We start from the raw sequence: 12,316 nt of genomic DNA, 5'->3' as shown, positions 1-12,316 counted from the left end.
CCTATTGATTCGGTTTCTACATCGAGGCCGCCTGAGCGCGGCCTCTTGCAAGAATGAGTTAAACGGTGAACGCGTCCTGCAGCAGCTTTTCCTGCTGTTCGGCGTGCATGGAGGCGTAGCCAACCGCTGGAGCAGCGGACGCTTCACGACCTGCGTACTGCAGGAACAATTCCTTCTTGTGCGCGACGGCAACACGACGCATGTGGTGTTGGCTGCAGTACCAGGCGCCCTGGTTCATCGGCTCTTCCTGACACCAGACGATGCTCTTGAGGTTCTGGTACGGCGCGAGCACCTCTGCCAGATCATCTTCCGGGAATGGATAGAGCTGCTCGAGACGAATGATCGCGATATCTTCACGGCCCTCGTTGCGACGCTTGTCCAGTAGATCGTAGTAGACCTTGCCGCTACACATGATCAGCCGTTCGACCTTGCTCGGTTCGATCTGATCGATCTCGGGGATCACGGTCAGGAACGAGCCTTGAGTCAACTCTTCGAGGGTCGAGGTCGCCAGCTTGTGGCGCAGCAACGACTTGGGCGTCAGGGCCACCAGCGGTTTGCGCAGCGGACGAATCGCCTGGCGACGCAGCATGTGATAGACCTGCGCTGGCGTGGTCGGCACGCAAACCTGAATGTTGTGCTCGGCGCACAGCTGCAGGTAGCGTTCCAGGCGAGCGGACGAATGCTCAGGACCCTGCCCTTCGTAACCGTGAGGCAGCAGCATGGTCAGACCGCACAGGCGTCCCCACTTGTGTTCGCCGCTGGTAATGAACTGGTCGATGACGACCTGTGCACCGTTGGCGAAGTCACCGAACTGGGCTTCCCAGATCACCAGCGCGTTGGGCATGGTGGTCGCGTAGCCGTATTCGAACGCGAGTACAGCCTCTTCCGAGAGGAAGGAGTCGTACAGATCGAAACGCGGTTGACCTTCGTACAGGTGCTGCAACGGGATGTAGGTGCTGCCGTCCTTCTGGTTGTGCAACGCGGCATGGCGGTGCGAGAAGGTGCCGCGCCCTACGTCCTGGCCGCTGATACGCACCGGGTGGCCTTCGAACAACAGGGTCGCGTAAGCCAATGTCTCGGCGTACCCCCAGTTGATTGCCAGCGCGCCGGCGCCCATCCGCTGACGATCCTCGAGGATCTTCGATACCTGACGCTGAACCACGAAGCCTTCCGGGATCGCCAGCATCTTGCCGGACAGTTCCTGCAGGGTCTTGAGGTCGAAGCGGGTATCGTGGCGGGCGGTCCAGGCGTGCCCCAGGTAGGGGCGCCAATCGACGAAGAGCTCCTTGTTGGGCTCTTTGACCAGGCTCTTGACCACGTGCAGGCCGTTATCCAATGCAGTGCGATAGTCATCAACCTTCGACTGGACCTGCCCTTCCTCCAGCACCTTGGACTGGATCAGGGAGTCGGCGTACAGCTCGCGGGTGGTGCGCTGCTTGGCGATCTTCTGGTACATCAGCGGCTGAGTACCGCTCGGCTCGTCGGCCTCGTTGTGGCCACGGCGACGATAGCAGACCAGATCGATGACGATGTCGCGCTTGAACTGCATGCGATAGTCGACAGCCAACTGCGTGACGAACAGAACAGCCTCAGGATCGTCGGCGTTCACATGGAAGATCGGGGCCTGAATCATCTTGGCCACGTCGGTCGCGTACTCGGTGGAGCGCGCGTCTTCCTGCTTGTTGGTCGTGAAGCCCACCTGGTTGTTGATCACGATCCGGATCGTCCCGCCGGTGCGATAGGCACGGGTCTGAGACATCTGGAAGGTTTCCATGACCACGCCCTGGCCCGCTACAGCGGCGTCACCGTGAATGGTCACCGGAACAACCTTGTCGCCAGCCGGGTCGCTGCGGCGATCCTGACGGGCGCGAACGGAACCTTCGACCACCGGAGAAACGATCTCCAGGTGAGACGGGTTGAAGGCCATCGCCAGATGGATTTCGCCACCGGGCGTCATCACGTTGGAAGAGAAACCCTGGTGATATTTCACGTCACCGGAGCTGAGCCCTTCGACCTTCTTGCCTTCGAATTCGTCGAAGAGGTCACGCGGATTCTTGCCGAAGGTGTTGACCAGCACGTTCAGACGACCGCGGTGCGCCATGCCGATGACGATTTCCTTGGCACCGTAAGAGCCGGAACGCTGGACGATCTCATCGAGCAGCGGAATCAGGCTCTCGCCGCCTTCCAGACCGAAACGCTTGGTACCCGGATACTTGGTGCCCAGGTACTTTTCCAGGCCCTCGGCAGCCGTCAGACGCTCGAGCAGGTGGCACTTGATTTCGCCCGAGAACGCCGGACGGCCACGAACGCTTTCCAGACGCTGGATGAACCAGTTGCGCTGATCGGAATCGACGATATGGGTGAATTCGGCACCGATGGTGCGGCAATACGTCTCTTGCAGCGCCTGGTGAATTTCACGCAAGGTTGCCTGATCTTTGCCCATGGCAAGATCGCCGGTACGGAAAACCGTATCCAGGTCGGCATCGGTCAGACCATAGTTATTGATGGCCAGATCGGCCGGAACCGGACGCTGCTGCAACCCGAGCGGGTCGAGCTGGGCAGCCTGATGGCCACGCATCCGGTACGCCTGGATCAGACGCAGAACTTCGACCTGCTTCTTCTCGTGCTCACTGCTTACGCTACCTGCCGAAACCGGCTGGGCGCGCCGCTGGTTCTTGGCCAGCAGGACGAAATGATCGCGAATAGTCGAATGCGATACGTCAGCCGCGGCGCCGCCACTGACGGGCAGCTTCTGGAAGTAGGTGCGCCACTCTTCGGGCACAGCGTTGGGATCGTGCAGGTAGAGCTCATAAAGCTCTTCCACATAGGCAGCGTTACCACCGGATAGGTGGGCACTGTCCCACATGCGCTGCATTACGCTTTCTTGCATGTCTGGTCACCTTCGATAAGGAGACACCACCAGCGTGGAGACCGCAGCATGACTTCCCAAGTTCTGAAGCAGCGACCCAGGTAAAGCCACTACGGACCGCGCAGATAGTTTCCGAGAACCACCCCGGATGCTCCTGCTGGTCAACAAATTTTCAGAGCGGAATCCGGCTTTGTGGGCTGAGATTCCTGCTAAAACTTCGGCGCCGAGTTTGAACTCCGGCGCCGAAGGTGTCGCGGTGAAGCATTACGGACCTGCAATTACGCAAATAGTTACAGGCCCCTGCTCATCAGGTTGCACTCTGCAGCAACATGTTGCGCACGTGACCAATCGCCTTGGTCGGGTTCAACCCTTTGGGGCAAACGCTGACGCAGTTCATGATGCCGCGGCAGCGGAATACGCTGAACGGATCATCCAGCGACGCCAGACGGCTCTCGGTCTCGGTATCACGGCTGTCAGCCAGGAACCGATAGGCCTGCAGCAGTGCGGCCGGACCGAGGAACTTGTCAGGGTTCCACCAGAAGGACGGGCAGCTGGTCGAGCAGCAAGCACAGAGGATGCACTCGTACAGACCATCCAGCTTCTCGCGGTCTTCCGGGCTTTGCAGACGTTCGATAGCCGGTGCCGGCGTATCGTTCATCAGGTAAGGCCGAACCTTCTCGTACTGCTTATAGAAGATGCCCATATCCACGGCCAAGTCACGAATGACAGGCAAACCAGGCAGCGGACGAACCACCAGCTTGTTGCCCTTGACCACGGACGACAGCGGCGTGATGCAGGCCAGGCCATTCTTGCCATTCAGGTTCATGCCGTCGGAACCGCACACACCCTCACGGCAGGAGCGACGATAGGAGAAGCCCTCGTCCTGCTCCTTGATGAGCGCCAGAACGTCCAGCACCATCAGGTCCTTACCATCGGTATTGACCTGAAAATCCTGCATGTACGGCTTTTCGTCTTTATCCGGGTTGTAGCGATAAACGCTCACTTGCAACATATCGGCGACCTCAGTAAGTCCGGACCTTGGGTTCGAAAGTCGGAACTGTCTTCGGAGAGAAGTTCACGGCACGCTTGGCTACGCGCTTCTCACCCGGGAAGTACAGGGTGTGGCACAGCCAGTTCTCGTCATCACGCTCTTCAAAGTCTTCGCGGGCATGCGCGCCGCGCGATTCCTTGCGAGTTTCCGCAGCGATGGCAGTCGCCTCAGCAACCTCGAGCAGGTTCTGCAGCTCCAGCGCTTCGATACGTGCGGTATTGAACGCCTGGCTCTTGTCGGAGATCTTGACGGCAGCGATGCGCTGACGCAGATCAGCAAGCTGCGCGATGCCTTTCTGCATGTACTCGCCTGTGCGGAACACGCCGAAATAGTTCTGCATGCAGCTCTGCAGCTCTTTGCGCAACGAGGCAACGTCTTCGCCAGTTGTACGTTCGTTCAAGCTGGACAGGCGGTTCAGCGCGACGTCCAGATCGGTTTCGGTCGCACCGCGATGCTCGATACCGTCTTTCAGCGCCTTCTCGAGATGCAAACCAGCCGCGCGACCGAAGACCACCAGATCCAGCAGCGAGTTGCCGCCAAGACGGTTGGCACCGTGGACGGATACGCAAGCCACTTCACCTACCGCGAACAGGCCTTCGATGATCTTGTCGTTGCCATTGGCGTCCTGGGTGATCGCCTGACCATGGATGTTGGTGGCGACACCACCCATCATGTAGTGACAGGTCGGCACAACAGGAACCGGAGCCGTGACCGGATCGACGTGCGCGAAGGTCTTCGACAGCTCGCAGATACCCGGCAAGCGGCTATGCAGTACTTCTTCGCCCAGGTGATCGAGCTTCAACATGACGTGGTCGCCATCCGGACCACAGCCGTTGCCAGCCAGGATTTCCTTGACCATGGAACGAGCAACCACGTCACGGCCAGCCAAGTCCTTCGCATTCGGCGCGTAGCGCTCCATGAAACGCTCGCCGTGCTTGTTGATCAGGTAACCGCCCTCGCCGCGGCAACCTTCGGTGACCAGCACACCGGCACCGGCAATACCGGTCGGGTGGAACTGCCACATCTCGATGTCCTGGACCGGCACGCCCGCACGCAGCGCCATGCCGATACCGTCACCGGTGTTGATCAGGGCGTTGGTGGTGGATGCATAGATCCGGCCTGCACCACCGGTCGCCAGGACCACCGCCTTGGAGCGGATGTAGACGGTTTCCCCGTTTTCGATGCAGATCGCGATGATACCGACGATGGCACCATCCTGATTCTTCACCAGATCCACGCCATACCATTCATTGAGGAAGGACGTGCCTGCCTTCAGGTTGGCCTGATAAAGGGTATGCAGCAGCGCATGACCGGTACGGTCGGCGGCCGCACAAGTACGAGCGGCTTGCCCGCCTTTGCCGTAGTCCTTGGACTGGCCGCCGAACGGACGCTGGTAGATGCGACCTTGCTCGGTACGGGAGAACGGCAGGCCCATGTGCTCGAGCTCGAAGACCGCTTCCGGCCCAACGGAGCACATGTATTCGATCGCGTCCTGGTCACCAATGTAGTCGGAGCCCTTTACGGTGTCATACATGTGCCAGCGCCAATCATCGTTCGGGTCAGCCGAAGCGATCGCGCAGGTGATGCCACCCTGGGCCGATACGGTGTGCGAGCGCGTCGGGAAGACCTTGGTAACCACTGCCGTTTTATGGCCGCCCTGGGCCAACTGCAGCGCGGCACGCATGCCTGCGCCGCCACCACCGATGATGATGGCGTCATATGAAAGAGTACGAATGCTAGCCATGGATCAGATACCCCAAAGAATCTGCACACCCCAGACGAAGAATGTGAACATGGCGATGCCACACACTGCCTGGAAGAGGAAACGCACACCGGTAGCCCACTTACCGATCGCCATGTTGGTCAGGTAGTCAGTGGAGATCGTCCACATACCAACCCATGCATGCACGCTCAGCGCGACGAGCGCCAGAAGACTGAAGATGCGCATCCAGGTGGAGGAGAACAACCCCTGCCACTGGGCGTAGTCCAGCCCTGGATTTGCGACCAGGTATCCGATCAGAAACAGAAAATAAGCCGCGAGCACCACTGCCGAAACGCGCTGAGCCATCCAGTCATAAAGACCCGAACGCGAGAAGTTCGTGACATTAGTTACCATATCCACACTCCCGCCAGAACGATCAGCACCGCCGAGACGGCCAGAACGATTTTCGAGCCCAGCTTGCCGCCTTCCAGCGTCTCGCCATGGCCCGAATCCATGATCAGGTGACGTACACCGGCCACCAGGTGGTACAGCAATGCAGACAGCAGCACCCAGATCACCAGCTTGGCCAGGGGGCTATTGAGGTACGCCTTCACGTCTTCGAAGCCTTCGGCAGAAGAAAGCGATGCATCCAGCGCAAGCAACAGAATGGCCACGCCTACAAACAGGATCACGCCGGATATGCGGTGGAGGATCGAGGTGTAAGCAGTGATAGGGAGTTTTATAGTCCTAAGATCTAGGTTTACAGGTCGTTGGCTTTTCACGGCTTTTTTTCACACTTGAGAGCCCCTAATACGCAGGGCAAAGTTGTTGGGAAGAGTACGCAGCGGTACCCGCCACCCACGAGTGACAACCCACAGGAAACTGCCTGTAAGGCCCCTGCCGGTCGGTCGCCGAGTATAAACAGTTAGGTCGCTAATGACAATGTGGTGAAGTGCCACTAAAGGCGCATGGCGCCCCCGGTTACAAATGCCGTAAATAAGCGTTTCTGTGTTGCGAATTCACCCCTAAACCCCCTCTGCTGCGGGGCGCCCGCGCAAATTGACTTTGAGATTTATCTCACTATAGTGATGCGGGCCCTGCGTGGGGGGCCATGATGATTCCAAGCATAAAACAGGAGGCCATACATGGCTGACAACAAAGCGCAGTTGATCATCGAAGGCGCAGACGCCATCGAACTGCCCGTTTTAACCGGCACCGTAGGGCCTGACGTAATCGATGTTCGGGGCTTGACCTCCACGGGTCGCTTCACGTTCGATCCCGGCTTCATGTCGACCGCCTCTTGCGAATCCAAGATCACCTACATCGACGGTGACAAGGGCATTCTGCTGCACCGCGGCTACCCCATCGAGCAACTGGCGGAAAAAGCCGATTATCTCGAGACCTGCTACCTCCTGCTGAATGGTGAGCTGCCAACCGCCGAAGAAAAGGCGAAGTTCATCAGCACCGTGAAGAACCACACCATGGTTCACGAGCAGCTCAAGTCATTCCTCAACGGCTTCCGCCGCGATGCGCACCCGATGGCCATCATGTGCGGCGTCGTCGGCGCGCTCTCGGCCTTCTACCACGACTCGCTGGACATCAACGATCCGCACCACCGCGAGATCTCGGCCGTGCGCCTGGTTGCCAAAATGCCAACCCTCGCGGCGATGGTCTACAAGTACTCCATGGGCCAGCCCATGATGTATCCGCGTAACGACCTGAACTACGCGGAAAACTTCCTGCACATGATGTTCAACACGCCATGTGAAGTGAAGCCGATCAGCCCGGTGCTGGCCAAGGCGATGGACCGTATCTTCATTCTCCACGCGGACCACGAACAGAACGCCTCCACCTCCACCGTTCGCCTGGCAGGCTCCACTGGCGCCAACCCCTTCGCCTGTATCGCTGCCGGTATCGCAGCGCTTTGGGGACCAGCACACGGCGGTGCGAACGAAGCCGTTCTGACAATGCTGGACGAAATCGGCGACGTATCGAACATCGAGAAATTCCTGGCCAAGGCCAAGGATAAGAACGATCCGTTCAAACTGATGGGCTTCGGGCATCGCGTCTACAAGAACTTCGACCCGCGCGCCAAGGTGATGAAGCAGACCTGCGACGAAGTCCTCGGCGAGCTGGGCATCAACGACCCGCAGCTTGAGCTGGCGATGAAGCTTGAAGAAATCGCGCTGAACGACCCCTACTTCGCCGAGCGCAACCTGTACCCGAACGTCGACTTCTACTCGGGCATCATCCTCAAGGCCATCGGCATACCGACCAGTATGTTCACCGTGATCTTCGCCCTGGCGCGTACTGTCGGCTGGATCTCCCACTGGAAGGAAATGATCGCGATGGGCCAGAAGATCGGCCGCCCACGCCAGCTGTACACCGGCCACCCACAGCGCGACCTGCCACGCTGATTCCTTAGCCGGAAATGACAAAAGGCCGCCCAACTGGGCGGCCTTTTCGTATCCCTCCTCGCCCTGGTCAATCCTCCTGTCAGCAACTGTTTCGGCGGCCGTCCGGGCAGGCGATAGCTTGGCGAATGATCCTCGGCTGCCATTAGCAAGTATCGCCAGGTCAGGAGCAAGATTCCGCCTTAGGTCCGCCGTGCTGGTATGGCGCGCGTCTCTGACAAAAAGCTTCGCGCCGAGGTCGGCGCTCCCACAGTCGCACTGGTTAGTTATCCCGTCGCCTGCTCAAGCCAGCCAAGCAGGCGGATCGCGTCCTGCCGACTCTCACCACAAACCGCATGATCAGCCTGGAACGCAGCACAGACTGCCGGACGCGTTGACAGACCAAACAACCCGCAAAGATTTTGCTCGGAGAGATGCATGCAACGCTCGCCGGCTGGCTTTCCGAAAGGCATGCCGGGAATCGGGGAGCTGATCGACGGGGCAATGCAACACGCGCCACAACCAGGACGACAATCCATTTCAAACATCCGAGATGAAAAAACGGGCGGCGATAATAATGGCTGCTCACGCAAAACGCACTAGCACCGCGAGACCTGACTTAGAGCACTTGCGAAGCCATGTGCAGGGCCATAGGATCCGCCATCGCCCCGGAGTACGCCCATGCCCATCTGGCTTCAGACCGCTGCCCTGCTTTGTATTTCCAACCTTTTCATGACCTTTGCCTGGTACGGCCACCTGAAGACACTCGGGACCAAGCCATGGCTGATAGCCGCCCTCGTCAGCTGGGGTATTGCCTTGTTCGAATATTTGATCATGGTGCCAGCCAACCGAATCGGCTATACGGAGCTCTCGATCGGACAACTGAAGATCATGCAAGAGGTGATCACGCTCGGCATATTCCTTCCCTTCAGCGTGCTGTACATGCAGCAACCGATGAAGCTCGACTACCTATGGGCCGGACTCTGCCTGCTGGGCGCGGTGTACTTCATTTTTCGGTCGTGAGCGCAGCGCGGACCGAAAGGAAAGTGCCGCTTTTTGGATAGCTGATCAGATGACGCCACTACGCCGCTTCGGCATACTGGCCGCCCATTTTCTTCACCGAGAGTTGCGAATGTTCAAGGTCAACGAATACTTCGACGGCACCGTCAAATCCATCGCGTTCGACATGGCCGCAGGCCCGGCCACAATCGGCGTCATGGCGCCCGGCGACTATGAATTCGGCACCAATCAGCTGGAGGTCATGCATGTGGTGGCAGGCAGCCTGGACGTTAAGCTGCCCGGAAGCGAGAACTACCAGACGTTCGGCACAGGGAGCCAGTTCACCGTGCCGGCCAACAGCAAGTTTCAGCTCAAGGTCGCGACCGATACCGCCTATCTTTGCGAGTATCGCTAAACGCGACGAAGCCTTTCGTTGTGCTGCAGCCTGAGGGTGGATGGGAGTACCGTTCACCCCCAGGGGAGCGAGAAGCCAGTCGTGCAAGCAGGCATTCAACAAGAAACGTCAGAGGAAATTGCGAAGCGGCTAGAGAGACCGCAACCCCGACGGCCGTGTGAATGGCTTATCCCAGCGGCTCGTAGGCTTGCCTCACCTGCTTCGATTGGTTCAAGCGAATCAACTCGGCAGCTAAGCGTTCCCGCTCCGCTCGACCGGACTGCTGAAGCTCGAGGTATAACTGCGATAGCTCTGCAAGTTGCTCACGCAACCCGACATCCAGAGCTTCAGCGCCGTTCAATGTCGCCATTTGCGCACGGCATTCATCGTCCAGCCGCGCGATGGCCTCCCAATCGTTTGCCGCCAACGCATCGCGCAGTTTGCCAGTCAGCGTAGCGAACGCTTCTTTGCTTGATGGCATGTCGGTCCTCTATAAAACAGATGGGTACGATGCGCTGACGGTGTTCTGCTGAGAAGATGACCGAGTCAAGCCTTGGGTGCGATCTGATCCCAGGCCGACTTGATCTCGGCTAGCAATCTGCCCACTTCGTTGAGCTTGTCAACATCGTTATGGCGGCTGGCCTCGAACAGGCGCATCGTCATGTATTCATAGAGGCTGTCGAGGTTTTCCGCCAGCTCACCGCCAACGCTCTTATCGAGCGAATCGCGCAGCCCGCCGATGATATTGATAGCCTTGCCAATCAAGACGCCTTTTTCCGCGAATTCTTCGCGCTCCATAGCCCCTTTTGCCTGCGCGATACGATCCAGGCCACCTTGCATCAGCATCTGGATCAACTGGTGAGGATCGGCCTCGTTGACCTGAACCTTAACGCCGACCTGCTGATACTGCTTCATTGCTGACATTGCGTACATTTGGATGAGCCCCTTGCCACATCAGTTTGCATGTAAAGCTTATCGGTCGAACGCGCTCAAGCTTGATAGCAATGTCAGGCTTTAAATGAAAAAACCGCCTAGCCGGCGGTTTGATTCATTAGAAGCAGGACCTACCTCTTCGAATTGCTAGCCGCCCACGGCAAATTCTCAAGGGATGCCAGCAAGCTCGAGGAGGTGTTGGACAACTGCCCCACCAGCAAATCCATCGCATTGAACTGCTTGTAAAGTCGTTCCTGTAGTGAGGTGAGGCGCCGGTTAAGGTCTTCCTTCTGCTTGTCGATGCCTGCAATGGTCTCGGTCATCTGCTTGTTGCGCTGCTCGAGAATGCCACCGGTTTCGGTATAGGGCTTGAGTTTGGCATCGAGACGTGTCGCCAGTCCGGTCTCTCCGGTAAACAACCCTGATAACTGCTCGAAATTATCAGCCAGCGCTTTGTCGAGCTTCTTGCTATCGACCGTCAAGGTGCCGTCTTTCTGAGTGGTAATTCCAATATCGGTGAGGGCCCGTATGTTTCCGTCACCCTGGACGTTAATCAGCTCGTTTCGGATAGTGCCGAGCAGCGTACGAGCCGTCGCATCGCCGACTAGCGCACCCGTAACAGGCGCCTTGCCATCCCCTACAGAGGTGACCTTGGTCTGGGCGTTGATGACGCCGATCAGCTTATTGTAAGCATCAACAAAGGACTGAACCTGGGTTTTAACTCCGCCTTTATCCAGACCCACCGTCACCGTGAGCGGTGTATTCGGCTCAGTTTTCGTCAGGAGATTGAGTGTCACCCCCTCGATGGCATTGCTCAACTTATTCGATTTGCTTGTGACTGGCAGACCGTCGATGGTCAAGGAGGCAGAGGCGGCGGTAGCAAGCACCTTAGGCGCTCCGGCGTCATTGGTAGCGTCGGCTGGCCCAGCAAAGGCAAGCTTTCCTAGGTCGCCAGTGGCATTCTCGATCTGGACGGTAATATCTTCCTGCGCCCCGGTAGTAGAACTGCTCAATACCAAGCGCGAGCCATCGTCGTCGGTCACTATGGTCGCCGTAACGCCCTGCTCGGCGCCAGCTTTGTTGATCGCGTCGCGAATGCCTGCCAACGTATTGTTGCTGGCATCCACATCGATAGCCGGCAGGGCATTATTGCCAACACTGACGGTCAGCTTGCCCGTCCCAAGGGTCACGGGTGCAGCTGGGTCATCCGCGATCGCACGTAGCGCCACCTTGCTGCTCGCCGCGAGCTGACTTACTTCGACCTTGTAACTACCGGCCCCAGCGGTTGTACCTGCAGTCACGGAAAGAATGTCCGGCTTGCTCGACGTGGCGGAGCGAGCCTGAAAAAGTGCGGGCTTGTTCAACGCGCCCAGCGCGGTCTGGAACTCGCTGATTGCCCCCCTGAGGGCGCCAACAGCGGTAATCCGTGTAGTAGTTTTCTTTTCGAGATTGGCAAGCTGCGTTTCTTTGGGCGCACGCTCAGCGGTCACCATGCTGGCGACGATACTGTCGATGTCGATCCCCGATCCGATGCCTGTTACGCCTGCCATAGCCATACCCCGTCAAGAAAATGTTACCTGCGAAACCTTAAGCATAAACAAACAAAAACCATGCCGTTTATGCCTTGGTCTCAAACATCAAACTGCGCATCTCATCCAACCGCTCAGTGAGCCGGAGGATCTCCTCAGATGGAATCTGTCGAACAACCTTGCCTGAATTGCCATCGATGACTTGAACAACTACATCGCCAGTCGAATCATCCACGCTAAAGCTCAGATCACGCTGAATGCTCTGCACCTGTGAACGGAACCGCTCGACCAGGTTGGTCATGCTCTCTGGACCTTTCTTCTCGTCCTGCTTCTCCGGTGCCTGACGCTTGTCCAACGAAGAAAACCCAGCCTCCTTGAGAAGGCTGGGTGACGACCCAGTCACTATCGACGATGCGGTGTTGCCAGCTATCTTTCCGATGTCCATT

13 protein-coding genes are annotated in these 12,316 nt (G+C 58.1%); 3 read left to right on the top strand and 10 right to left on the bottom strand.

Annotation, left to right across the window (positions count from 1 at the left end; genetic code table 11):
* Nucleotides 1-58 precede the first annotated feature (58 nt).
* The 5 genes from KVO92_RS00725 to sdhC all read right to left on the bottom strand — a co-directional run bounded on the left by KVO92_RS00725 (nt 59) and on the right by sdhC (nt 6,404).
* Entirely contained in the window at nt 59-2,890 is a 2,832-nt protein-coding gene (locus tag KVO92_RS00725; RefSeq protein WP_217473776.1) for a 2-oxoglutarate dehydrogenase E1 component, read from the bottom strand.
* 286 nt (nt 2,891-3,176) lie between these two features.
* Nucleotides 3,177-3,881 (bottom strand): succinate dehydrogenase iron-sulfur subunit, encoded by a 705-nt coding sequence (locus KVO92_RS00720; protein WP_021207874.1) that lies wholly within the window; start codon nt 3,879-3,881, stop codon nt 3,177-3,179.
* Between the two features lie 10 nt (nt 3,882-3,891).
* Nucleotides 3,892-5,664 carry a succinate dehydrogenase flavoprotein subunit gene (sdhA, locus tag KVO92_RS00715; RefSeq protein WP_217473775.1) on the bottom strand — a complete coding sequence of 591 codons (1,773 nt, stop codon included), beginning with the start codon at nt 5,662-5,664 and terminating at the stop codon, nt 3,892-3,894.
* Between the two features lie 3 nt (nt 5,665-5,667).
* Nucleotides 5,668-6,036: a succinate dehydrogenase, hydrophobic membrane anchor protein gene (gene sdhD, locus KVO92_RS00710; protein WP_217473773.1), complete on the bottom strand. Its 369-nt coding sequence runs from the start codon at nt 6,034-6,036 to the stop codon at nt 5,668-5,670.
* On the bottom strand, nt 6,030-6,404 hold the full coding sequence (sdhC, locus tag KVO92_RS00705) for a succinate dehydrogenase, cytochrome b556 subunit (protein WP_217473771.1): 375 nt from the start codon (nt 6,402-6,404) through the stop codon (nt 6,030-6,032). Before sdhC ends, sdhD begins: the two co-directional genes overlap by 7 nt.
* A gap of 363 nt (nt 6,405-6,767) precedes the next feature.
* Between sdhC and gltA the strand changes: the two genes are divergently transcribed.
* Entirely contained in the window at nt 6,768-8,039 is a 1,272-nt protein-coding gene (gene gltA, locus KVO92_RS00700; protein WP_217473770.1) for a citrate synthase, read from the top strand.
* A 263-nt stretch (nt 8,040-8,302) separates the two neighbouring features.
* Here gltA and KVO92_RS00695 read toward each other — a convergent pair whose 3' ends face one another.
* Nucleotides 8,303-8,554, bottom strand: a complete 252-nt coding sequence (locus KVO92_RS00695; protein WP_217473769.1) for a YkgJ family cysteine cluster protein — start codon at nt 8,552-8,554, stop codon at nt 8,303-8,305.
* 142 nt (nt 8,555-8,696) lie between these two features.
* Between KVO92_RS00695 and KVO92_RS00690 the strand changes: the two genes are divergently transcribed.
* The gene (locus tag KVO92_RS00690; RefSeq protein WP_102850807.1) at nt 8,697-9,038 is read left to right on the top strand and encodes a DMT family protein; all 342 of its coding nucleotides are present in this window, start codon (nt 8,697-8,699) and stop codon (nt 9,036-9,038) included.
* 109 nt (nt 9,039-9,147) lie between these two features.
* Nucleotides 9,148-9,429: a pyrimidine/purine nucleoside phosphorylase gene (locus tag KVO92_RS00685; RefSeq protein WP_217473768.1), complete on the top strand. Its 282-nt coding sequence runs from the start codon at nt 9,148-9,150 to the stop codon at nt 9,427-9,429.
* 166 nt (nt 9,430-9,595) lie between these two features.
* Here the strand turns inward: KVO92_RS00685 and KVO92_RS00680 are convergent, their stop codons facing one another.
* The 4 genes from KVO92_RS00680 to KVO92_RS00665 form a co-directional block, all read right to left on the bottom strand.
* Nucleotides 9,596-9,889, bottom strand: coding sequence for a flagellar protein FliT (locus tag KVO92_RS00680; protein ID WP_217473767.1), 294 nt, complete (start codon nt 9,887-9,889; stop codon nt 9,596-9,598).
* Nucleotides 9,890-9,954: 65 nt separating this feature from the next.
* Entirely contained in the window at nt 9,955-10,341 is a 387-nt protein-coding gene (fliS, locus tag KVO92_RS00675) for a flagellar export chaperone FliS (protein ID WP_217473766.1), read from the bottom strand.
* A 131-nt stretch (nt 10,342-10,472) separates the two neighbouring features.
* Nucleotides 10,473-11,891, bottom strand: a complete 1,419-nt coding sequence (fliD, locus tag KVO92_RS00670; RefSeq protein ID WP_217473765.1) for a flagellar filament capping protein FliD — start codon at nt 11,889-11,891, stop codon at nt 10,473-10,475.
* Between the two features lie 67 nt (nt 11,892-11,958).
* Nucleotides 11,959-12,315: a flagellar protein FlaG gene (locus KVO92_RS00665; RefSeq protein WP_217473764.1), complete on the bottom strand. Its 357-nt coding sequence runs from the start codon at nt 12,313-12,315 to the stop codon at nt 11,959-11,961.
* Between the last annotated feature and the right edge of the window lies 1 nt (nt 12,316).

The organism is Stutzerimonas stutzeri, assembly GCF_019090095.1.
GTDB lineage: Bacteria > Pseudomonadota > Gammaproteobacteria > Pseudomonadales > Pseudomonadaceae > Stutzerimonas > Stutzerimonas stutzeri_AN.
Note: the sequence above shows the minus strand (reverse complement) of the source record. Positions and strands in the feature narration are given on the sequence as shown.